At 60.5% G+C, this 21,627-nt stretch carries 20 protein-coding genes and 1 pseudogene (1 of these 21 only partly in view); 8 read left to right on the top strand and 13 right to left on the bottom strand.

Annotated elements, in window-relative coordinates:
• The 5 genes from ACOOHD_RS16640 to pth all read right to left on the bottom strand — a co-directional run.
• Positions 1–388, bottom strand: partial view of a lycopene cyclase family protein gene (locus ACOOHD_RS16640; protein WP_420459004.1) — the 5' portion only. Its footprint begins 755 nt before the window's first position; 388 of the gene's 1,143 nt are visible here — the first part of the coding sequence; its start codon is at positions 386–388; its stop codon lies off the left edge, out of view.
• Positions 385–1,098, bottom strand: coding sequence for a carotenoid biosynthesis protein (locus tag ACOOHD_RS16635; protein ID WP_420461448.1), 714 nt, complete (start codon positions 1,096–1,098; stop codon positions 385–387). Before ACOOHD_RS16635 ends, ACOOHD_RS16640 begins: the two co-directional genes overlap by 4 nt.
• Positions 1,099–1,181: 83 nt before the next feature.
• Positions 1,182–2,018, bottom strand: coding sequence for a phytoene/squalene synthase family protein (locus tag ACOOHD_RS16630; RefSeq protein ID WP_420459003.1), 837 nt, complete (start codon positions 2,016–2,018; stop codon positions 1,182–1,184).
• Positions 2,011–3,495 carry a phytoene desaturase family protein gene (locus tag ACOOHD_RS16625; protein WP_420459002.1) on the bottom strand — a complete coding sequence of 495 codons (1,485 nt, stop codon included), beginning with the start codon at positions 3,493–3,495 and terminating at the stop codon, positions 2,011–2,013. Before ACOOHD_RS16625 ends, ACOOHD_RS16630 begins: the two co-directional genes overlap by 8 nt.
• Before the next feature lie 50 nt (positions 3,496–3,545).
• Complete coding sequence (pth, locus tag ACOOHD_RS16620) at positions 3,546–4,094, bottom strand: aminoacyl-tRNA hydrolase (RefSeq protein ID WP_420459001.1); 549 nt, start codon at positions 4,092–4,094, stop codon at positions 3,546–3,548.
• A 120-nt stretch (positions 4,095–4,214) separates the two neighbouring features.
• Between pth and tgt the strand changes: the two genes are divergently transcribed.
• Complete coding sequence (gene tgt / locus ACOOHD_RS16615; protein WP_420459000.1) at positions 4,215–5,348, top strand: tRNA guanosine(34) transglycosylase Tgt; 1,134 nt, start codon at positions 4,215–4,217, stop codon at positions 5,346–5,348.
• Positions 5,349–5,568: 220 nt separating this feature from the next.
• Complete coding sequence (gene pyrH, locus ACOOHD_RS16610) at positions 5,569–6,312, top strand: UMP kinase (protein ID WP_420458999.1); 744 nt, start codon at positions 5,569–5,571, stop codon at positions 6,310–6,312.
• Here pyrH and ACOOHD_RS16605 read toward each other — a convergent pair.
• From ACOOHD_RS16605 to ACOOHD_RS16585, 5 genes and pseudogenes are all read right to left on the bottom strand, one after another.
• The gene (locus ACOOHD_RS16605) at positions 6,272–7,483 is read right to left on the bottom strand and encodes a serine hydrolase (protein WP_420458998.1); all 1,212 of its coding nucleotides are present in this window, start codon (positions 7,481–7,483) and stop codon (positions 6,272–6,274) included. The genes pyrH and ACOOHD_RS16605 overlap by 41 nt on opposite strands.
• 78 nt (positions 7,484–7,561) lie before the next feature.
• The gene (locus ACOOHD_RS16600) at positions 7,562–9,370 is read right to left on the bottom strand and encodes a cellulase family glycosylhydrolase (protein ID WP_420458997.1); all 1,809 of its coding nucleotides are present in this window, start codon (positions 9,368–9,370) and stop codon (positions 7,562–7,564) included.
• 289 nt (positions 9,371–9,659) lie between these two features.
• Positions 9,660–9,764: pseudogene (locus ACOOHD_RS16595) on the bottom strand (metal-dependent hydrolase); the annotation flags it as partial.
• A gap of 6 nt (positions 9,765–9,770) precedes the next feature.
• Positions 9,771–11,252 (bottom strand): hypothetical protein, encoded by a 1,482-nt coding sequence (locus tag ACOOHD_RS16590; protein WP_420458996.1) that lies wholly within the window; start codon positions 11,250–11,252, stop codon positions 9,771–9,773.
• A gap of 155 nt (positions 11,253–11,407) precedes the next feature.
• Complete coding sequence (locus ACOOHD_RS16585; RefSeq protein WP_420458995.1) at positions 11,408–12,580, bottom strand: hypothetical protein; 1,173 nt, start codon at positions 12,578–12,580, stop codon at positions 11,408–11,410.
• Positions 12,581–12,816: 236 nt separating this feature from the next.
• Between ACOOHD_RS16585 and proS the strand changes: the two genes are divergently transcribed.
• The 5 genes from proS to ACOOHD_RS16560 all read left to right on the top strand — a co-directional run bounded on the left by proS (position 12,817) and on the right by ACOOHD_RS16560 (position 17,162).
• Entirely contained in the window at positions 12,817–14,286 is a 1,470-nt protein-coding gene (gene proS, locus ACOOHD_RS16580; protein WP_420458994.1) for a proline--tRNA ligase, read from the top strand.
• A 145-nt stretch (positions 14,287–14,431) separates the two neighbouring features.
• Entirely contained in the window at positions 14,432–15,775 is a 1,344-nt protein-coding gene (locus ACOOHD_RS16575; RefSeq protein WP_420458993.1) for a flavin-containing monooxygenase, read from the top strand.
• Positions 15,775–16,557 carry an SDR family oxidoreductase gene (locus tag ACOOHD_RS16570; RefSeq protein ID WP_420458992.1) on the top strand — a complete coding sequence of 261 codons (783 nt, stop codon included), beginning with the start codon at positions 15,775–15,777 and terminating at the stop codon, positions 16,555–16,557. Before ACOOHD_RS16575 ends, ACOOHD_RS16570 begins: the two co-directional genes overlap by 1 nt.
• 45 nt (positions 16,558–16,602) lie before the next feature.
• Complete coding sequence (locus ACOOHD_RS16565; RefSeq protein ID WP_420458991.1) at positions 16,603–16,842, top strand: AbrB/MazE/SpoVT family DNA-binding domain-containing protein; 240 nt, start codon at positions 16,603–16,605, stop codon at positions 16,840–16,842.
• A 20-nt stretch (positions 16,843–16,862) separates the two neighbouring features.
• Entirely contained in the window at positions 16,863–17,162 is a 300-nt protein-coding gene (locus tag ACOOHD_RS16560) for a type II toxin-antitoxin system PemK/MazF family toxin (protein ID WP_420461447.1), read from the top strand.
• Between the two features lie 34 nt (positions 17,163–17,196).
• Here ACOOHD_RS16560 and ACOOHD_RS16555 read toward each other — a convergent pair whose 3' ends face one another.
• Positions 17,197–18,948, bottom strand: coding sequence for an arylsulfatase (locus ACOOHD_RS16555; RefSeq protein ID WP_420458990.1), 1,752 nt, complete (start codon positions 18,946–18,948; stop codon positions 17,197–17,199).
• Positions 18,949–19,029: 81 nt separating this feature from the next.
• Between ACOOHD_RS16555 and ACOOHD_RS16550 the strand changes: the two genes are divergently transcribed.
• Positions 19,030–19,869, top strand: coding sequence for a hypothetical protein (locus ACOOHD_RS16550; protein ID WP_420458989.1), 840 nt, complete (start codon positions 19,030–19,032; stop codon positions 19,867–19,869).
• On the opposite strand, the gene ACOOHD_RS16545 is transcribed toward ACOOHD_RS16550, so the two are convergent.
• A complete protein-coding gene (locus ACOOHD_RS16545; protein WP_420458988.1) occupies positions 19,870–21,105 on the bottom strand; it encodes an alanine dehydrogenase in 1,236 nt (411 codons plus the stop codon).
• A 15-nt stretch (positions 21,106–21,120) separates the two neighbouring features.
• Positions 21,121–21,555, bottom strand: a complete 435-nt coding sequence (tsaE, locus tag ACOOHD_RS16540; RefSeq protein ID WP_420458987.1) for a tRNA (adenosine(37)-N6)-threonylcarbamoyltransferase complex ATPase subunit type 1 TsaE — start codon at positions 21,553–21,555, stop codon at positions 21,121–21,123.
• Positions 21,556–21,627: the final 72 nt, after the last annotated feature.

Raw genomic sequence — 21,627 nt, 5'->3', positions numbered from 1 at the left:
AGCTCGCCCGTTCCGACGCAGATTGCAGTTCACTCGCTTTCCCCCGCACCCGCGTCACCCCGCCCACCCCATCCAGCACAGCATTGACGTGCGCATAAAAGGCATCACTCAGGATCACCTTATACGCATACGGGCGGAGGTCGCAGGTGCAACCCGTTTCAAAGTTGTGCAAGCTCACCCGCTGCCACCGCTTATACACCAGCTCCTCAAACGGCCCCGTGCCCCGCTCCCAGAAGGACCAGGTACGGTCGTGCCCCGTCTTACGCCCCTCGGCATCCACCAGCAGCACCCGCTGCCCCGCCAGCTTCCCGGCTCGCTGCAAATGGTACAGCAGGCTCAGCCCCGCCAGTCCCCCCCCGATCACCGCGATGTCGTAATCGATGCTCACAGCACCAAGTTAAGCACCCCGAAAAAGAACAACTGCGCCCCGAGGTACACCAGCAACAGCGGACTCCGAAACCGTATCCCCAACACCTGCAACGGCAGCGAGATCGCCAGCGCCACCACTGCCCACATCACATAGTTCCTGAACGGTATCGTCCCCCCACCCCACTGCCAGTAATCCAGCTTCACCGCCACCGGCTCGATCGCCACGTCATACAGCGCGATCAACACACTAGCCACCACCGCCACCCCGAATGACCGCCAGGTCATTCCCCCTCTGTGACCTCCCTCCAACGCCACCCCCCTCTGTGAAAACTCTGTGAATCCCTCTGTGTAGCCCGCAGGGCGCTCTGTGGTGAACCCTCCAACACCAGACCACACCCGCAGCGCCACCTCATTACACCCCAAAGTCAACACACACCAATTCAAAGCAATCACAAAAGGCACCCCCAACCACTGCCACCGCATCGTAGCCCCGTACGCATACTCCCCAAACAAAGCCCCCGTAGCCACCCCCACCGCCTCTGCCGCAAACGTAAAACAGTACGCCACCACCAGCCAGACTAGCAACCATCGGTCCCGATTCCGCCGGTAGATCGCGTAGAGCAGTAGCCCATTCAATACCAGGAGCAGCCCGTCAGTCGTGTAGCGTGTGATGGGAAGTACCGCCGGCAGCGTATGTGCCAGGGTTCCACTTGCAAAAGCAAAAACCATGAACCACACTAAACCCCGCTCCAATTTCGACTGCACCTGCACCTGACTTACATCTGGGGCCCCTCCCCCAGCTGACGTAGCCCTCATAACAAATTGAACCGGTGCTTGACGGCAGAGCTAGCCAGCAGGTACACCTTACGGCTGTCGGCCACACGAATGCGCGACTTGGTCACGTCGTGGGCCGGGGAATTACGGATCTTCTGGAACAGCTTGGTGTAGTAGCGGTAGGCCAGGTATACCCCGAAGCGGGCACTGGTAGGCAGCTGTAGAATGCCCGTATAGGCGAAATCAAAATCGGCCTTAATGTCCGCCTCGATGGCTGCCTTGCTGACGTTGTCGAACTGCTCGTAGTCTACTCCGGGGAAGTAGACGCGGCCCCGGTCGTGGTAGTCGGAGCGGATGTCGCGCAGGAAGTTGATCTTCTGGAAGGCCGAGCCGAGCGCCTGGGCGGGGGGTTTAAGGCGCTCGTACTCCTCCTCGTCGCCGTCCACGAATACTCTAAGACACATCAAACCCACCACCTCGGCCGAGCCGTAGATGTACTCCTTATATAAGGACGGGTTATAGCGGGTATTGTCGAGGTCCATCTCCATGCTGTCCAGGAAGGGGTCGATGAGGTCACGGCCGATCTGGTAGCGGTGGGCCACCTCCTGGAAGGCCTGTAGGATGGGGTTAAGGCTGATGCCGTGCTCCAGGGCGTGGTAGGTATCCTCACGAAAGCGTTGGAAGAGCATCTGCTTGTCCTGGTGGTGGAAGGTATCGACGATCTCGTCGGCGAAGCGCACAAAACCGTATATGCCGTAGATCGGGGCCCGCAGCGGCCGTTCGAACACCCGGATGCCCATGCTGAAGCTCGTGCTGTAGCGGCGGGTGACTAGGCTGGCGCACTCCCGGCAGACTTGTTTGTAGAGGCTAAGCATGAACGGGCAGGGCGCGTTTGATGTCGCGGGCGGCTACCTCCCCGCTGATGATGCTGGGGGGCATACCCGGCCCCGGCGTCGTCAGCTGACCGGCGTACCACAAGTTACGGAGCTTTTTACTGCGGAGCTTGGGCTTGAGGAAGGCCGTCTGCCGCAGGGTGTTAGCCAGTCCGTAAGCGTTGCCACGGTAGGCGTTGTAGTCTTCCCGGAACTCCCGATGGGCGTAGCCGCGGCGGTATACTACGTGCGGACGAATATCAAATCCAATGCGTCGGGCCAGCCGCTCGCACATCAGGTTCCAGTAGTGCTCGCGCCGCTCTGCGTTGTCGTCGAGGTCAGAGGCCAGGGGCAGGAGGAAGAACATATTCTCGCAACCTGCCGGGGCCACGCTAGGATCGGTCACCGAGGGGGCGCAGACGTAAAAGAGCGGATCTTCCGGCCAGACTGGCTCCTCGTAGATATCGTGGGCGTGACGGTTAAAGTCGGCATCGAAGAAGAGCGTATGGTGGTGCAGCCCGGGCACCCTGCGGTCCAGTCCGATGTAGAACAGCAGGCTGGAGGGGGCCATGGTGCGCCCCTGCCAGTAGTCGGCGGAGTACATCCGGTCTCGGGGAGCCAGCAGCTCCTGCTCGAAGTGGTGGTAGTCGGCGGCACAGACCAGGATATCGGTGGGATATACCGTGCCGTCCGCGGTGGTGACAGACTGAACCTCTCCGTTGGCCGTCGTCACCTTTTCCACCGCGCTACCCGAGACAATCTCTACCCCCTGCCCCCGGGCTACGGCGGCCATTCCCGCAATGATCTTATGCATCCCCCCCAGCGGATACCAGGTGCCGAGCTTGAGATCGGCGTAGTTCATCAGGCTATACAGCGCTGGGGTATTGGCTGGAGTGGCCCCGAGGAAAAGCACCGGAAACTCCAGCAGTTGGATTAGCTGCGGGTGCTTGAACAGCCGGCGCACATAGGTAGCCATGTCGGTCAGCATCTGTAGCTTGAACACTGACTTGAAGACCCGCACATCGGCAAAGTCCAGGATGCTGTGTCCGGGCTTCTGCACGAACTCGTTGATGCCCACCCGGTACTTGTACTCGGCCTCGTCCAAAAACTTCTGCAGATTAGCCGAGCTACCGGGTTCTAGCTCTTCAAAAAGCGCAAAGAGCTCCTGCGTAGTGGCGGGCACCTCGATGCGGTCCTCCACGCCAAAGACCACCTCGTAGCTCGGATCGAGCCGCACCAGCTCGTAGTGCTCCGCAGCCCTACTCCCGAAGTCAGTGAAGAATTGCTCGAACACCTCCGGCATCCAGTACCAGCTCGGTCCCATATCGAAGGTGTAGCCCTCGACCTCGAACTGCCGGGCACGCCCCCCCAACCCCTCGTTCTTTTCCAGGATACGTACCCGGTAACCGTCGCGGGCCAGGTAGGCTGCGGCGGACAGCCCGGCGAATCCGGCGCCGACGATGGTGACTTGTGTGTTCAAGCGAGCTGGTGCAATCTAGTGAGGGGGTAACGCCGTTTAGCGCTTCCGGTTTATCGGTTAAACGCGCTCATGGTGTTAGCCAGCCCGTGGGCGCAGAAGCTCAGGCAAGCCTCACTGGCGTCCTTTAGCACGGCCGGTAGCTCGTCGCGCTCCTCCGCATTCCACTCACTTAGTACGTAGTCGGCCTGCTGCCCGGGGTGGAAGTCCTTGCCGATACCCACCCGCAGCCGGGCGTAGTTGTTGCCGCCGGTGAGCCGGTCAATGTCCTTCAGGCCGTTGTGGCCGGCATCGCTGCCCTTGCCCCGCAGCCGCAGTCTGCCGAAGTCAAGGTGTAGATCGTCCATCACCACCAGCAGGTTTTCCTTCGGCACGTTCTCGGCCTGCAGCCAGTAGCGCACGGCCTTGCCGCTCAGGTTCATGTAGGTGTTGGGCTTGAGGAGGGTGATTTGTTTGCCGCGGTGCTTGATGCGGGCCAGGTCGCCGTGGGTCACGCTTTCCCACTCGTCACTGAGTTGCTCGACCACGCGAAAGCCTACGTTGTGGCGGGTATCGGCGTACTTGGGGCCGGGGTTGCCTAGGCCTGCGATTAGGAATTTCATAGGCCGAATCTAGGGCGAGACATCGGATGAGCCCTGCGGAGAGGGTAAGACATCGAAGGGCGAGACATCGGATGAGCCCTGCGGGACGCATCCGATGACCGCCCGTTACCTTCGCGCCCCGTGACGTTCGACCTTCAGTATACCGATACCCAAAGTGACGCCCGCGCCGGCATGCTCGCTACCGACCACGGCACGATCGAGACGCCGATCTTCATGCCCGTCGGCACCCTGGGCACGGTCAAGGGGGTGCACCAGCGGGAATTAAAAGAGCAGGTCAGGGCCCAGATTATCCTCGGTAATACCTACCACCTCTACCTGCGCCCCGGCATGGAGGTGATGGAGGCGGCCGGCGGCCTGCACAACTTCATGCAGTGGGACGGGCCCATCCTCACCGACAGCGGCGGCTACCAGGTCTACAGCCTTGCCCACCGCCGCAAGATCACCGAGGAGGGAGCCACCTTTGCCAGTCACATCGACGGCAGCAGGCACTTGTTCAGCCCTGAGAGTAGTCTCGGCATCCAGCGCTCCATCGGGGCCGACATCGTGATGGCATTCGATGAGTGCCCCCCCTACCCCTCCACCCGGGAGTATACGCAGACGAGTATGCACCTCACCCACCGCTGGCTGGAGCGTTGTGTGACCTTTATGCAGGAGTCGAAGCCGCTGTATGGCCACACCCAGACGCTCTTGCCCATCGTGCAGGGAGGCAGCTTCGACGACCTCCGTACCCAGTCTTGTGAGTTCATCGCCGGTCAGGATCAGCCAGGAAATGCGATTGGTGGGCTTTCCGTCGGCGAGCCCATCCCCGACATGTACCGTATCGCCAAGCTCTGCTGCGATATCCTCCCCAAGGCCAAGCCCCGCTACCTCATGGGCGTCGGCACCCCCGCTAATCTCCTGGAGTGCATCGGTCGTGGCGTAGACATGTTCGACTGCGTACTGCCGAGTCGCAACGCCCGCCACGGCATGCTCTACACCCGCCGGGGCATCCTCAATATTCGCAATGCGCGGTGGAAGAATGATCATTCGCCCATCGATGCGGATGCAGATGCGGCGCCTACTTCGCGGGTGCATTCTAAGGCCTACCTCTGCCACCTGTTTCGCACCAACGAGTTGCTCGGTCCGCAACTGGCTAGTTTGCATAATCTGGCCTTCTACCTGGCCCTGGTGCGGGAGGCGCGGCGGCGGATTTTGGATGATTCATTTGCGGCGTGGAAAGAAGCTATGGTCCCTGCTCTTGAGCAAAGATTGTAGACCGGCGCTGTCGCGACCGGGTAGAGCCCTCGCTGGCGCGTTCGGACGTAGACCCGCTAAAGCGGGGTAGACCCTTCGGGGTAGACCCGTCTCGCAGGCACGACATGCGGCAGCTCTACCCGCGCAGCGGTCTACCCCCGAACGCGCCAGCGAGGGGTCTACCCCGGCAAAGCCGGGTCTAACCCCTTCCATCTATCTTTGGCCAAACCAACCCCCTCTTATGGCCCTCACCTACCGCCGCATCATGCTCAAACTGTCCGGAGAAACCCTCATGGGCAATCAGCAGTATGGCATCGACCCCCTCATGCTCACCTACTACACCAAGCAGATCAAGGAGCTGATCGACATCGGCGTAGAGGTAGCCGTGGTAATCGGCGGCGGCAACATCTTTCGGGGGCTATCGGCGGCGGAGTCGGGCGTAGAGCGTACTCAGGGCGACTACATGGGCATGCTGGCCACGGTCATCAATGGCATGGCGTTACAGAGCATGATGGAGACCCACGGGGTATACACCCGCCTGATCTCGGCCATCGAGATGGCCGCCATCGCCGAGCCCTACATCCGCCGCCGGGCCATCCGCCACCTAGAAAAGGGACGCGTGGTCATCTTCTCGGGCGGCACCGGGAACCCCTACTTCACCACCGACTCGGCCGCCGCCCTGCGCGCCAACGAGATCGGCGCCGAGATAATCCTCAAGGGCACCCGCGTCGACGGTATCTACACGGCCGATCCCGAAAAGGACCCCACGGCCACTAAGTACGACTGCATCACCTTCCGGGAGGCGCTCACCAAAAACCTGCGCGTCATGGACCAGGCCGCCTTCGCCCTCTGCGCCGAAAACAACCTACCCATCATCGTTTTCGACATCAACGAGCCTACCAACCTACGCAAGATCGTCTTCGGCGAACCCGTCGGCACCCTCGTCAATCATGACTGCGGCCCCGACGCTCATACTCCAGCATAGCCCGCCCGAGCTTACCGAAAAACGGCATGCCCACCTCGTCGGTCTCGTACACCCCGTCGTTGTAAATACGGTTGGCATTGGTGTGAATGGTACCCACCAGGATGAATTCGACCTCCCCATCCGTAATGTAGGCCGCATCCGTCAGGTAGCCGTAGGCCCAGCCCACCTTGTTGAGGATGCGCACGCTATCGGGGATCACGGTCTCCTCCGGCTCATCGCCGTAGATCCAGAACTTTACGTAGTTATCCGGCTTGTCGTAGCGCGGTGACACGCTCTCGCGGGGGCGCTGCGACATGGCCTCCCGCAGCAGGGTGTAGTCCGAGTCGGTTAGTTGAAAGGGAGTCTCCACCGCCTCCGGCAGCACGATCCGCACTAGTATATCGTGCAGGTTGCGTATGCTCAGGTAGTTGTTACGGCTGAAGTCAAAGGGCTCATGGATCAGGCTATCGCCCTGCAGGTAACCCAGTCCCCGCTGTTGCCCCTTCACGGCGGGCAGTGGATCGTAGTAGGTATCGTGCCGTTCCCCCACCTGGTACAGCGTCTCGTACCCCGCGGCAAAGCGCACGGGATTGAGGTAAGCGTCCGTAGTGTCGTCGAAGTCCGGCACGCCCACCCGGTGTTGGATCCTTGCACCTGCGACCCCGGCAGCTTGTAACGCTTTGTTGATGTAGGTGGGCCCCAGCCACTCGAAGAGGCGGTTGTAGGCGTCGTTGTCGCTGGTCAGGAAAATTTTGCGGATGTAGTGAGCTACGCTGGGCAGACCCGTTTGGCTACTCGTGTCGCTGCTTACGGCAGTTTGGGGCGTCCCGATAGCTATCGGGACTGGTGCAGTTCCTATTCCAGTGTACATCGGAGTTTCCGGCCCCATACCCACTACGCCGAGCTCATTGAGCTTCTGCAGGGCGAGCGCAGCAACCGGCATCTTGACGGAGCTGGCGGGGTAGAAATACTGGGTGCTGTCGCCCCCCCAGCGGTAGGTATGCAGGCGGACCGAACCGTCGGGCTGCCGGTCGATTTGGGAGTAGAGCACCTGCACCTCGAAGCTATCGCGCTGGTCGACCCAGGGGGCGAATTCGGCGCGGTGCTGCTCAATGACGTCAGCCAGAGGATTTTGCTGGGCGGCAACTGAAAAAGGGAGCAGTAGCGTAAGGTAGCAGAGCGTGCGCATCATGCCCGTAAATGTAGCCAAAACAACGAGCGCCTCCGGAACAAGTCCGGAGGCGCTCGCCGATCACGCGCAGTGGGGGATTTATTCCAGCAAGAGGCGCTGGGTGAACTGGATGCTGCCGCTATCGTCGTACACCCTGACGAGGTGAACGCCGGTGGCCGAGCCGGACGGTAGCGTGAGGTCGAAGCGGTTAGCGCCGAGGAAGGCATCCTGGCGCTGCTGAAGCACGGTGCGGCCGGCAATGTCGGTGACGGTGACGTTGAGCTGGGGGACGGCCGTGGCCAGATTTACTTCCATCGTGAAGGCCCCCCGGGTGGGGTTCGGGAACAGGCTGAGGATGCCCGTCTGGTCGAGGGCCGTAGTGGGCGCGGTACTCAGGCCGCCAAGCATCTGCGAGCCGGTCGAGTTGTACACCAACCGGACGTCGTCGAGGAAGACGGCCACGCCCGTGGTGCCGTTGAAGAGGAAGAAGCGACGGTACCAGCCGAAGTTGCCGAGCTGCGCCTTGGTGAAGGAGAACTTCTTCCAGGTAGTGGTGATGGCGGCGTTGGTGGTGCTACCGCGGTTTTCGTAGGTATCATCGTAGGAGCCGCTGACCTGGAAGGTGGCGCTGCCGCTGTAGGTGCGGGCCCAAAATTCTAGCCGCACCAGGTTATCGGACGACAGGCCGCTGGGGTGGCGGAAGGAGATTGCGCCGCCTGCATTGAAGTCGTATTTGAAGCTGTAGCTACCGTTCTTCTTGATGCCACCGTCGCGCACCGTGCTAGTACCTCCCCAGGACCAGTCAGCCCAGGTATTATTGAGGTTATCGGTGTAGATGTTGTGGTTGGTGGTGGGAGAGGAGGTGGGCGGAGGGGTGGTACCGCCGCAGACGGAGGGTTGGGTGGCGTTCACGCTACGGAAGTGAGTCCGGTTCCACTGACCCTCGGGGCGGAGCTGAGCGGTAGTCCAGCCGCCGTTAGCGGGGGCGCCGGGCTGGAGGCTGGAGCAGGTTTCGTTTTTGCTCGATAGGCTCCACTTGGCGTAGGAGATGCCGCGGGCATCCATCCAGGCTTCCCAGGTGTCCCACTCGCCGGGGTAAACGGCTCCGTTGGCGGAGGCATCGGTACGGCCGCACTCGGTCATGAATAGGGCGTAGCCACGGCCCAGCGCGACATCCCCCTTAGCGCGTAGGTCGGCCTTGTGGGTACCGACGTAGGCGTGAATGGTATAGGCCACGTTGCCGACGGGGCGGCCCTTGCTGTCGGTAGTCAGCGGGCTTTCGGTGGCAATGTCGACGCGCTGGGAATAGAAGGGGGTGCCGACGACGATGAGTCCGTTGGGGTCGTTGTCGCGAATCACGGAAATCACCTCGCGGGCGTACGTCTTGATCCGGCTCCAGGTAGCCCGCGCGGAGGCGTCGTCACCACCGCCAATGGGCTCGTTCCAGATTTCGTAGATGATATTAGGTTTTCCCTTGTAGCGGGCGGAAAGCTGGCTAAACAGAGTCTTCGCCTGGGCGGTGTACTGGTCGGCATCGTGGGCGTGGAAGTCGGCAATGGCATAGATGCCGTGCTGCACGGCCCCGTCGATGACCGCTACGGCGCGGTTGTAGTGGGTGGTGGGGTCGGTGATGTAGTCGTCCTCGCCGCGTACGGCGATGGCGGCCCGCACGACCTCGACCTTCCAGTCGTCACGTAGCCACTTGACCACGTTAGCATTATAGTACTCCTTGCCCTCCCACTGGCTCCAGAAGTAGGACATGCCCTTGACCTGGGCAACGCGGCCGCACTCGTCTTTGATGCGGTTGCCGTCGACGGTCAGTTGACCGTAGCGCTCGACGATGGTTTGGGCCGTGCCGCCCGCCGTGCAAAGCAGGAACAACACGAATAATAGCAGTAGTTTTTGCATGATAAGGTAACAGCTAATGGGTGTGAAAAATGGGTTTGGTCGCCGGGCTCGGCACCCAGCAAATCACCGCGCGTGATCGCACTAAAGCTAGTGCGATTCGCAATCTGCTGTACACGTTTCGATCACAAAATTTTTCTTAAATCGGTTGCAACCCGCCATTTATAGGTTTTTACTACCTTTTTTTAGAATGCAAGGGAGGATGACACGTCAAATCCCCCACATGCGTTCCCAGAGCGATTCGAACATGACCCGGCCGTCACCCCGCGGACCTGAGAACTGCTCCACTATCCGTGCCGGCGATGCCGCCCCAGAGCACGGCGCGGTTGCCGACGCGGCGACCGAGGACGCCCTCGCCGACGGCGGCCCCGAGGACAATCTGGGTGAGGGAGTCCACCGGGGGCTAAAAACCGGCGTTCCAGCCGCGGAAGCCTACGGTGAGGAGGACCGAGACCTGGGTGCGATCGGTAGTGATGAGGGGCTGCTCCAAGTTGGCCGGTGCGTTGTAGGCCGTCTCGAAGCCGCTCGCTCCGCTGTACTGAGCGGCCAGATCGACGAAGAATTTACCGATGCTGTAGCCGGCCCCGGCGCTGTAGGTCAGGTAGGCCTCATCCTCATCGTTGAGAAACAGAGCGTAGGGGACCTGACGGTAGCCGACGCCCGCACGTAGCTGGATGGGCTTGAGGTTGAGCTCGCCGCCGAGGCGCAGGCCGATACTGTTGCTGAGGTTATCGTCAATGCTAGCGTTCACGTCATCGGCGGCGGTGGCGAAATCATCAAAACTGACGCTGTTGCCCCGGTAATCAGCGTAGTCAGCGTCCAGACTTACGAAACCCCAGTTGCCGATGAGGTAGCCGGCACCAACCATAAAACGCCAGGGGGTGCGCAGGTTATAGGTGACGGTATTGAGGGGGCTGAGGGCGGTGCCACCGAGGGCGTTGCCGTCCTCGTCGGTATAGTTGTAGGTGAAGCCCGTGGAGAACTGCTCGTCAACGGTCCAGGCCGTAGGCGAGTGAATGGCCCCGGAGAGTCGCAGCTGCTCGGTGGGCAGGTAAGTGAGGCCGAACTTAAGGTTGAAGCCCGTGCCGCTGTTGACCAGGCTCCGGTCGAAGGAGGAATTGTCGAAGCCCGAAATTTCGCCCTGGTCATCCACCTCTTCGTAGGAGTAGACATCGTCGTAGGTAAAGAAGGGAATACCGAAGGAGACTCCCCAGAGAAGCTTCTCGCGGTAGTTGCCCCCGAATCCGATGGCCACTTCGCTCATGCTACCGCGGCGGTCAAACAGACCATCGCGACGAACGCGCCCACCGTCATTTTCTGCCAGGTCGAAATCGCTAAAGTACCCCTGATCGTCCTGGAAAAGTGCTCCGGTCTGAAGGGCTAAATCGCTTCCATAGGGATCGTTGAAGCCGGCATTCAGGTCAGCGGCGTATCCGTCGATAATGCTGCCCTGGCTCCGTCCACTAAAGCGCGTTTGCCGGTTATAATCGGCCAACCGGGTCACACTCACCCCAAAGTTGAGGGTGGACCAATTGACGGAGCGGGTGGTACCGGCGAAGATGAGCCCTATACTGGGCAGGTTGAAATTAGCGACCGACTCATTGAGGGGGCCGGAGGCGGCATCGGGCGCTAGGTCCGACTTTACGCCGGTAAGGGTAAAGCCGGGCGTGACCTGGGCCATATTGTAGCGATTCCAGCCGATGCCGGCGGGGTTGGTGTGTAGCGTAGTAGCATCCACGCCCAGGGGGGTGAGGCTACCTCCTGTGCCGGCAAAGCGCGCCGAACCCTGGGGGGTGACGAAGGAGAAGCGGAGCGCATCATCAAAGGTCTGTCCGCTCAGGGTACCCGCCAGTAGGAGGGCGGCGAGGACTAGCCGTAGGTTCATGTGTCGAGGTGCTTGGTCCCTTAAGAAGGCCGGGGGTAAATCGAAAGTTTGGGCCCGTACTTCGGTTTATGCTTTCTTTAAGCGGCGGCGACGAAAAAAGGGGATGCGTACCGATGGTACGCATCCCCTTTGGATGTTTAAGGTGGACTACTGACTTAGCGGCCGCCGCCCCCCCGGGTGGTAGAGCGGGTACTGGTCGTAGAACGCGTCGGGCTGGGACTGGAGCTACGCGTACTGCTGCTGCTGGGAGTATAGGAGCGGCTCGGGGTCGCGCTACGGCTCGGGCTGTAGCTGCGGCTCGGGGTAGCACTCCGACTGGGCGAATAGCTGCGGGGTGCAGTGCTACGGCTGGGCGAATAGCTCCGGCTCGGCGTGGTGCTGCGGCTCGGGGTATAGGTCCGGGGCGTGGTGCTACGGCTGGGCGTGGCGGAGCGGCTAGGTGTGTAGGTGCGGCTGGGTACGGCGGACCGCGTGTTAGACCGTGGGGTGACGGTAGTGCGGGCACGATCGTCAGTGCGCAGCGTGCGTCCACTGCTGCTACGGGTCGTAGTACCGCGGTTGTCGAGCGAGCGGGGGCTCACCGCAGTATTGTCGCGGTTGCGAACTACGCGGTCAGCGATCGAGGTGGTAGCGGCGCGGGGTACGGATGTAACCGTACGGCGAGCGGGGGCGTTGCTTACGTTGTTGTTCACCACGTAGGTATTGCCACCACCCCAGGCGGGAGGACAGTAGTAGCCACCGGGGGAGACAAAACCGCCACCGCCAAAGCCACCGTAGCCGAAGCCACCGCCACCGTAGTAGCCGCGACCGAAACCACCGCCACCCCAGGCATTACCGTAGTAAGGGTCGTTCCAGCCAAAACTCCGGTTCCAACCACCGAAGCCACGGTCGATGTAAGCGATACCGTACGGCGTGATGACGGGCTCCAAGAAGGCACTACGACCGAAGCGGTTGTAGCCAAAGCCACTGTTATAAATTAGCGACGTGGTACCGAAGGGCCGGTAGAACGGATCGTAGTAGGCTGCATCTACGTAGACCGGATCGTAGTAGCCAAAACCGGCATAGGGCCGATTGAAGCGGCGAATGCGGCTGGAGTAGGCGTAATCGTAGTAGTCATCGTCGTAGCTCGACGAAGAGCGGAAGGAGTTGTCACGGGGCGCGTCGTTGCGCTCGGCGTAATTGTCCTGATAGTAGTCGGGCGCGGGCTCTACGCTACGGTAGTCATCCGGATCGTAGTACATATCGTCATACTGCGCCTGTAGGCTGGTCGTGACGAACAGCAGGGCAAGTAAGGACGAGGCCGCGAAGAGTAGCTTTTGCTTAAGCATGATGTTTGGTAATTGTGCAATCCGTGAGTCTGCCACTGATTCAAGGTCTAAAGTAGTAAGTTTGTGCCCATCATTTGGTTAAAACGCCCTTAAAAGGTGCCGGCAAAAGCGTTAAACGCCAGTTTGCTTACCAAATGGAAGATACAAAACGGGTGGAGGTAGCCCGGTCAGTCGTTACTGACCCCAGGCCCTTATCCATTAATTATCAACGTGTTACCCCACCCCAAAGTTGACCCATGGCCAAAGCAATCACCGCCCGGGACGAGAATTATTCCGAATGGTACCTCGACATCGTCAAGCGGGCCAACCTAGCCTCGAACAGCGCGGTACGGGGCTGCATGGTCATCAAGCCCAACGGCTTCGCGATCTGGGAACGGATGCAGCGGCAGCTCGACGATATGTTCAAGGAGACGGGCCACGTCAACGCCTATTTCCCCCTGTTTATCCCTAAGTCCTTCCTGAGCCGCGAGGCGGATCACGTCGAGGGGTTCGCCAAGGAGTGCGCCGTAGTCACCCACTACCGACTCAAAAACGCCGAGGACGGCAGCGGCGTTATCGTCGACCCCGAGGCTAAACTCGAGGAGGAGCTCATCGTACGCCCCACCTCCGAGACCATTATCTGGCACACTTACCGCGACTGGATTACCAGCTACCGCGACCTACCATTGCTCATCAACCAGTGGGCCAACGTGGTGCGCTGGGAGCTACGCACCCGCCTGTTCCTGCGCACCGCCGAGTTCCTCTGGCAGGAAGGGCACACCGCCCACGCCACGGCCGACGAGGCGCTCGAAGAGGCGCTAAAGATGCAGGAGGTCTACGCCACCTTTGCCGAGGAGTACATGGCCATGCCGGTCCTGCGGGGCGTGAAGACGGTCAATGAGCGCTTCGCCGGAGCCATCGACACCTATACCATCGAGGCGCTGATGCAGGATGGCAAGGCCCTACAGGCCGGTACGAGCCATAACTTGGGGCAGAACTTCGCCAAGGCTTTCGACGTCAAGTTTAGTAACGCGGACAACCAGGAGGAGTACGTCTGGGCCAGTAGCTGGGGCGTCTCTACCCGTTTGATCGGTGGGCTCATCATGACCCACAGTGACGACGAGGGACTGGTGCTGCCCCCCAAGCTGGCTCCCGTACAGGTCGTCATCGTCCCCATTCCAAAGCCGAACGAACTGCTCGACGCCAAGGCCCGCGAACTAATGGAGCAGCTGAAGGCCCGCGGCGTTCGCGTCACCTACGACGATGATGCCAAGCAGCGCCCCGGCTTCAAATTTGCCGAAAACGAACTGAAGGGCATCCCCATCCGGCTGGGCCTCGGCAGGCGCGACCTAGAGAATGGCACCATCGAGGTAGCCCGTCGCGATGAAAAAACGAAGGGGAGCCAGCCCCTGGAGGGCATCGTCGACCACGTCGTGCAGTTGCTCGCGAACATCCAGCAAAATCTCTTCGATCGGGCCGTGCGCTTTCGCGAAGAGCACACAACTTACGTCAACACCTTCGAGGAGTTTCAGGAGGTGATCGAGCGCGACGTTCCGGGCTTCGTGTACGCGCACTGGGACGGCACCACCGAAACGGAGCTCAGAATCAAGGAACTCACTAAGGCGACCATCCGCTGCATCCCCAATGGCCGGTCGGAGGAGCAGGGGGCGGATATGCTGTCGGGGAAACCGAGTCGGGGGCGGGTGGTGTTTGCTAAGGCCTACTGATTGGCTCCCGGCATCCCTACCGGGGTAATTGGCTCCCGGCATCCCTGCCGGGGTACGCCTGATGATCGCAGTAACGCGCCATCGCAAGCACTCCGGCGAATTTTCGCTATTGTCGTACCTTCCAGAAACTCAAAGTCGACCCAGCATGCAAAATCCCACCGATCGCCGCGACCGCCACCTTATCATTGGCGCCGGCCCCTGCGGCCTCGGAACCGCCCGCGGCCTCCAGGAAGCCGGTATCGCCTACGACCACGTCGAGGCCGATCGCGAGGTGGGCGGCAATTGGCTCCACGGCGTGTACCCCACCGCCCACATCATCTCCTCCAAGCTCATCACTCAGTACCCCGGCTACCCCATGCCGGACCACTACCCCGACTTTCCCAGCGCGCAAAATATGCTGGACTACTATATCGACTACAGCCGCCACTTCGGACTGCACGATGCCATTGAGTTCAATACCCGCGTCGACTACGTGCGGCCCATCGCCGATAACCTCTGGGAAGTGACTTTAGACAGCGGAGAGGTACGCCACTACGAGGGGGTGTTGCTCGCCAACGGCCACCACTGGGACCGGAACATGCCGCAGTTTCGGGGGCAGTTCGACGGCGAGATTATGCACTCTAAAGACTACAAAAAGCGGGAGCAACTGACGGGCCGGCGAGTCGTAATAGTAGGCGGTGGCAATTCAGCCTGCGACCTGGCGAGCGAGAGCGCCCGGCTGGCCGACAGGGCTTACCTCAGCCTGCGCTCCGGCGTCTGGTTTTTTCCCAAGACCTTTATGGGCAAGCCCATCGCCGATAGCCCCTTTGCTACCTGGCCGGTCTGGTTTCAGCGCCCCTTCATCAAGCTAATGGTCAAGCTGGTGCAGGGCTCCTGGTCGGACTACAACCTGCCCGAGCCCGACTACGAGCCCTTCGAAAAGCACCCTACCTTGGGCTCGGAGGTACTGCATTACATCAAGCACGGACGGCTCACCGCTAAACCCGGTATCGAGCGCCTCGACGGTAAGGAGGTCGTCTTTACCGATGGCAGCCGCGTGGCGGCCAATCTCATCGCCTGCGCCACCGGCTACCACCTTAGCTACCCCTTCCTACCCGAGGAACTGCAGCGGGTGGAGGGTACCGTGGCCCAGGTCTACGGCTGGTCCATGCTGCCCGACTACCGCGGCATCTACTACCTGGGCTGGTACCAATTCCGCGGCGGCGTCGGGCAGGTCTTCGAGCCCTACGGCAAGCTCGTGGCCGAGCACATTAAGCTACAGCGCGAGATTAGTCAACCGGTCGGTGCCGTCTATAAGCACAACGGCGACCGCATCATGGATACCCACCTCATCGACCCCTACGACGTAGTGCGCGGCGTAGCCAAACAGCTCAAGCGCTACGACCGCCTTCGGAAGCAAGCCCAGGCCTACGATCGGACCCACGGCACCCACCACAATGGGCCCATCGCTGCCCCCGCCCGCGTAGCACCCCTAGAAGAAGTGTACTGATGGCCACCACTAAACCAAGCATCTTCATCACCGGAGCGGCCGGCGGCTTTGGCCAGGCCGTAGCCCGCAAGTTCGTCAGCGAGGGCTGGTTTGTGGGACTGTACGATCTCGATTCGGAGGCACTGGCCATCCTGGCCGCCGACCTTGGTGGACCGGACCACGCCTGCTACGCCCGCCTGGACGTCACCGACATCGAGGGGGCCCGCCGGGCCGTCGCCCACTTCGGTGAGCATACCGGCGGTCATCTGCGCGTACTATTCAACAATGCCGGCATCACCGGGGTAGGTGCCTTTACTGACGTGCCCATCGAGCAGCATCGCCGCATCGTCGATGTCAATCTGTTCGGAGTCATGAACGTGGCCTACGCCGCCATCCCTCTGCTGCGCCTCACTCCGGGGGCCCACCTGATCAACGTCGCCTCGGCCTCGGCCCTGCACGGCAATCCTGAGTTGGTCAGCTACTCGGCCACCAAACGGGCCGTGCTGAGCTTCTCCGAGAGCCTCGACATCGGACTGGAGGCTGACGGTATCCGCGTCAGCGACCTGCTGCCCATGTACGCCACCACCCCCATCGTCCTGGACTACGTCAACGTACACCGCAAGCTCCGCCCGACCGACATCAGGCTCACCCCCCGCGACATTGCCGAAGCCACCTGGAAGATCGTGCGAACGGGTAAGTTTCGCACCTACGTGGGGCGGGATACGAGGGTGTTCGCCCCCCTAAGCCGGCTACTCCCCTACCGGGTGAGGAAATGGGTGAGCCGGAAAGTAATTGGTTGGTGAACTAAATCTCTTAGTAGACAGTTGTAGGCACAAAGTAATTACATTATGGAGGCCAAGATTGTCAAGATCGGGAACTCAAAAGGGGTTCGTATCCCAAAGAAAGTGCTGCAAGAATACGCGATTGAAGATACTATCGAGATGAATTTACTCAAAGAAGGTATCTTAATCAAACCAGCGAGGAAAGTCCGGGAAGGTTGGGATGAAGCATTCGCTAAAATGGCTGCCGAAGGAGACGATGAGCTTCTCATCAATGATGTTTTTGTGGACGAAACTTTCGACTTTTGAAAATATCCCGATTCGCTATAGTGATCGTCAACCTGGATCCTACTGTCGGCAGCGAAATAAAGAAGACCCGCCCGTGTGTGGTAGTGTCTCCTGATGAGCTCAATAGGAACCTACGGTCTGTAGTAGTTATCCCCCTGACCTCCCAAAGTAAAGATTACCCTACCCGAGTAGCCGTGACTACACAAAAGGGCACAGGATATGCCGTAGTCGAGCAGATACGTACGATAGATAAAGGGAGAATTACCAAGGTAGCCGGTACCATCACCAAAGCAGAGCGGAAGAAGCTCACCGAGACTATCCGCCAAACTTACGTCGACTGACAGTCTTTCACTATCCTATCGGCACACTACGAGGTTAATGACCAGTGCTAGAGCCTAGTCGTACCCAAAGTGGAAATACACGCCGACCACCAATTTTGTAGATGGGAATAAGATCTACCGGCCCACGCTCAAGCATCACATCCGTCAGCTCGATCAGGTCGGTCGTATCCTGAATTTCCTTCGTGAAGAGCTGGGTACCTAGCTCTAGGTACATTGTCCCCCCGGGAGGTTGCGGATCGATAAACTTCGCCCGGACGGTATACGCACCTGGGGTCACGACCTCAAGTGCCCAGAGACCGTACACCTCATCTTGCGTCCAGATCTCCCGCTGCCCGGCCGCATCGTTTCGGTTTAGATAAAGGGGGTTCTCTTCGGTGGAATCTACAAGGATGCGGGGTGGCGTGCGTAAATTAGGCGACTCGATCAACTCCCGGTAGTAACCGTCCATACTATCGCGTAGCTCCTGGCCTAACTCCGGCCGCTCGTCGATACGATTGTCCTGCTCCGCTGCATCATTGCGCAGATCGTAAAGGGCAAACCGTTCCAGTGGCGCATCGTAGTCCACCTGACCGACCAGCTTGTACCCATCACGCAGCAGCGACATATTGCGGTAGGGCACGGGGTACTTGCGGGTCCAGTAGGAGAAAAGGGAGCGGTCGGACAGACCGGCCGTGTTCCCACCGAGCGCCGGCACCAGACTTATTCCGTCGATCGCACGGTCCTGCGGCAGTGTGGCACCACACAGCTCGGTGAGGGTGGGCAGTACGTCCAGGTGGGCAGCCGGAACTGTGATCGTGGTACCTCCGGCATACCGTTTCGGATACCGCAGGAAAAAGGGTACCCGTACCCCACCCTCGTACACATCGCTCTTGCGACCGCGCAGGCCACCCTTGTAGCGGTACTGCTGCGGACCGTTATCGGTCATAAAGATGACGATGGTATTTTCCCGCTGCTCCAGGCTATCCAACGTCCGGAACACCCGCCGCAGGTTGTCGTCGATGTTGGTAACCATGGCGTAAACCCGCCGTGCTGCTTCCACATCGCCTTCACTCATGGGAGGTTCCGTTCCGGTAGGTTCGCCGTAGGGCAGAGTGACCTCAGCCTCAGCGTAGCGGGCATAGTCGGCAGCCTTTACCTGTAGGGGCGTGTGCGGAGCGTTGAAAGAAAGGTAGCAGAAGAACGGCCGCTCGTCCGCCCGGGCAATGAAGTCACGCGCCGCTCCGGCGAAGATATCGGAGCAGTAGCCTGCATACTTCTCGGGCTCGTTGTTATGCCAGAGTACGGGATCGAAGTAGCTACTGTCCCCACGAAAGTAGTTCAGGAAGTCACCCGGTTGCCCCATGCCCCCGGCCAGGTGGATCAGGCTCTCGTCGAATCCTTGATCAGAAGGTCGGCCCGGGTAGTTGTCCCCCAGGTGCCACTTGCCGAAAATGCCGGTACGGTACCCGGCCTGTCGCAGTACCTCTGCGAGTGTGACTTCGGAGCCTGCCATGATCGCGCCGCCGTTGTAGGTATCCCGCACCCCCGTTCGCAGGGAGTAGCGGCCCGTCATGAGGCTAGCTCGGGTGGGCGCGCAAACGGGTGAGACGTAAAAGTTGGCGAAGCGCACGCTCTCCGCGGCCAAACTGTCAAGCACGGGCGTACGAATGACGGAGTTGCCCTGGTAGCCCAGATCGCCGTAGCCCTGGTCGTCGGTGAGGATGAGCAGGACGTTGGGAGGCGTGCCCATCTGAGCGGCTAAAACGGAGGACAGCGCAAACAAGCAAACGAATAGGAAATGGTGCATGGCAAGCGGTTAGGAGGGTAGTTTACGAAACTTTTGCCCCCTACTCGCCTACCTTGCATCCCGCGGCCCCGCACCCTCACTATGTCATACCCCGCCAAAATCCTCCTCTTCGGCGAGCACATCATCCTGCGCGGTAGCCGGGGGCTGGCGGTGCCCTACCCGAGGTTCACGCTCGAGTGGGCGCAGGGGGAACCGGATCCCCGTTTACTCGGCCTTTGCGATTACCTGCGCACCTGCGTGCCCGCCCCACTTTTAGATTGCGAATTGCTGGCCCGCGACCTAGGGAAGGGCGCGCGACTGGCCGGCAATATCCCTACCGGCTACGGATTGGGCAGTAGCGGAGCGGTATGTGCCGCCGTATTTGACCGCTACGCCACTACGGCCGGTAAGTTGCTGGATATGAGAAGTTTGCGCGGCACCCTGGCTACTATGGAAGGGCACTTTCACGGGGAAAGCTCCGGCACGGACCCCCTGGTCTGTTACCTACAACAGCCGCTGTTACTTCAGGGCGGGGCCGCAGGTGCGGTACAACTTGCGGAGGGCTGGCACCAGGGTTTTTTCCTGGTCGATACCGGAGTCGCGCGTAGTGCAAGCGACCTCATCTGGCGGTTCACCCGGGCGGTCGATGGGGGATTAGTACCAGATATCCGCAGCGGGTGGATGGAACCAAACGAGCGGGCCATTACAGCCCTGCTGAACGGTGATCGCGAGGATCTATTCGGGGCGTTTAGCGACATTTCGGCGTACCAGCTCCCCAACTTTCCCTACCTGGTGCCGGCGGAGTTTCATGACCTATGGAATGGCGGACAGGACTACCGGCTCAAACTCTGCGGTGCGGGCGGCGGGGGCATGGTACTGGGGCTTGCGCAGGATCAGGCTAGGGCGGGGGCTACTTTTGGTGATCGACTCTACTGGCTTTAATTACAGGCCACTAGTCATCAGCAGGTCGATGTCGGTATGGCGCATCTCGAAGCGCTGGCCGAGGTAGCGGTTGGTGAGGCAGCCCCGGAAGGTGTAGATGCCGTGGCGCAGTCCGCTGTGCTGGAAGAGGAAGTGCTCGAAGTTGCGGGCCCCTTCCGCCCGGAGTAGGATGGGGGTAAGAATATTACTGACGGCGATGGAGGCGGTACGTCCCACCCGGCTGGCGATATTCGGCACGCAGTAGTGAATGATGTCGTACTTGACGAAGGTGGGTCGGTCCAGACTGGTGAGCTCGCTGGTGGCGAAGCAGCCGCCCTGATCGATGCTGACGTCGATGATGACGCTGTGGGGCTTCATGCCACGCACCATGTCTTCGCTCACGACGATGGGGGCCCGACCGTGCTCGGCGTGAATGGCTCCGATGGCTACGTCGGCATCGAGTAGCTCACGGCGTAGATAAACCGGATTCATGGCCGAGGTGTAAAGCTGGCGACCCACCGAGTTCTGCAGTCGCATGAGCTTGTGGATATTATCGTCAAAGATGCGCACCTCCGCGCCCATACCTATGGCGGCCCGGGTGGCGTACTCGGCTACGACCCCGCCCCCCAGGATGACCACCTTGGCGCTAGGGACGCCGGAGATACCGCCCAGGAGAACGCCGGGTCCGCCGTGGCTCGTGCTGAGGAGTTCGGCGGCGGTCTGGATGGCGCTCACCCCGGCCATCTCACTCATGATGCGCACGATGGGGAAGCTGCCCTCCTCGTCCTGCATGTACTCCATGGCCAGGGCAATGATGCGCTTGTGCTTCAGGCGGTAGAGGTAGTCGGCATTGATAATGGGCAACTGTAGGGGGGAGATCAGGATGGAGCCCTCCTGCATCATCTCGATCTCATCGAGGGTGGGCGGGGCCACCTTGATAATCACGCGGGCCTTGCGGTACACTTCCTGGGCGGAGTAGGCGATCTCGGCGCCGCACTCGCTGTAGTCGTGGTCGCTAAAGCTGCTGGGCTCGCCGGCCTGGGTTTCGAGCAGTACGCGGTGGCCGCGGGTAGTCAGGTTGTGCACGCCACTGGGAACGAGGGCAACGCGCTTTTCCTGCAGCGTAATTTCCTTAGGTATACCGATGAACAGTTCTTCGGCCCGTGTTTCAATGGCCAGGGTTTCCGTCTGGGTCTGGGCGTAGCCCGAGGTGAGCTCCTTCGGGAGGTCGATCTTTTCCTTATCCTTACTGCTCATGAATTAGCTTACGGGCTAGCCGGTGGTGACGTGGATGCGCCGCCGCCCCTCCCCTGCCGGATCGTGGTATAAGCGCAGAAAAACAACGCCGGGGGGCAATAAGGGTTCTATGACCGCCGGCCATTCTATGAATACGGCACCCCCGATAGCTATCGGGGCTCCGCCCAGGAGCTCTTCCAGCCCCGCGTCGATGGCTTCTTCTACATCCTTCAACCGGTAACAGTCAAGGTGGTATATGGTACCCTCGCGCCCTGTGTATTCATTAACGATGCTGTAAGTGGGGCTGGAGATGGGTTCCCGTACGCCGAGCTGGCGGCAGAGGTGGGTGACCAGGGTGGTCTTGCCGGTGCCTAGCTCACCTTCTAAGGCGTAGATATGGGGGGGTGGGTAGTGGTGGAGGAGCTGGGTGACTAGGGTGGGTAGGTCGGCTAGGGTGTACCATTGGTCCATTTGGCGAAGGTAGGACTGGTGGAGGGGTGATGGTAGGTGGTATAGGGTTTACCACCGAGCGCCCTGCGGGCT

It is taken from the genome of Neolewinella sp. (assembly GCF_965214665.1).
Classification (GTDB): domain Bacteria; phylum Bacteroidota; class Bacteroidia; order Chitinophagales; family Saprospiraceae; genus Neolewinella.
The sequence above is the reverse complement of the archived record's forward strand: the minus strand, read 5'-3'. Positions and strand labels throughout refer to the sequence as shown.

What these genes read in the sequence shown, in the direction of transcription:
- ACOOHD_RS16635 (WP_420461448.1), bottom strand. Translation starts at nt 1,098, where the DNA reads ATGGTTTTTGCTTTTGCAAGTGGAACCCTGGCACATACGCTGCCGGCG.
- ACOOHD_RS16630 (WP_420459003.1), bottom strand. Translation starts at nt 2,018, where the DNA reads ATGCTTAGCCTCTACAAACAAGTCTGCCGGGAGTGCGCCAGCCTAGTC.
- pth (WP_420459001.1), bottom strand. Translation starts at nt 4,094, where the DNA reads ATGAAATTCCTAATCGCAGGCCTAGGCAACCCCGGCCCCAAGTACGCC.
- pyrH (WP_420458999.1), top strand. Translation starts at nt 5,569, where the DNA reads ATGGCCCTCACCTACCGCCGCATCATGCTCAAACTGTCCGGAGAAACC.
- ACOOHD_RS16605 (WP_420458998.1), bottom strand. Translation starts at nt 7,483, where the DNA reads ATGATGCGCACGCTCTGCTACCTTACGCTACTGCTCCCTTTTTCAGTT.
- ACOOHD_RS16600 (WP_420458997.1), bottom strand. Translation starts at nt 9,370, where the DNA reads ATGCAAAAACTACTGCTATTATTCGTGTTGTTCCTGCTTTGCACGGCG.
- ACOOHD_RS16590 (WP_420458996.1), bottom strand. Translation starts at nt 11,252, where the DNA reads ATGAACCTACGGCTAGTCCTCGCCGCCCTCCTACTGGCGGGTACCCTG.
- ACOOHD_RS16585 (WP_420458995.1), bottom strand. Translation starts at nt 12,580, where the DNA reads ATGCTTAAGCAAAAGCTACTCTTCGCGGCCTCGTCCTTACTTGCCCTG.
- proS (WP_420458994.1), top strand. Translation starts at nt 12,817, where the DNA reads ATGGCCAAAGCAATCACCGCCCGGGACGAGAATTATTCCGAATGGTAC.
- ACOOHD_RS16575 (WP_420458993.1), top strand. Translation starts at nt 14,432, where the DNA reads ATGCAAAATCCCACCGATCGCCGCGACCGCCACCTTATCATTGGCGCC.
- ACOOHD_RS16570 (WP_420458992.1), top strand. Translation starts at nt 15,775, where the DNA reads ATGGCCACCACTAAACCAAGCATCTTCATCACCGGAGCGGCCGGCGGC.
- ACOOHD_RS16565 (WP_420458991.1), top strand. Translation starts at nt 16,603, where the DNA reads ATGGAGGCCAAGATTGTCAAGATCGGGAACTCAAAAGGGGTTCGTATC.
- ACOOHD_RS16555 (WP_420458990.1), bottom strand. Translation starts at nt 18,948, where the DNA reads ATGCACCATTTCCTATTCGTTTGCTTGTTTGCGCTGTCCTCCGTTTTA.
- ACOOHD_RS16550 (WP_420458989.1), top strand. Translation starts at nt 19,030, where the DNA reads ATGTCATACCCCGCCAAAATCCTCCTCTTCGGCGAGCACATCATCCTG.
- ACOOHD_RS16545 (WP_420458988.1), bottom strand. Translation starts at nt 21,105, where the DNA reads ATGAGCAGTAAGGATAAGGAAAAGATCGACCTCCCGAAGGAGCTCACC.
- tsaE (WP_420458987.1), bottom strand. Translation starts at nt 21,555, where the DNA reads ATGGACCAATGGTACACCCTAGCCGACCTACCCACCCTAGTCACCCAG.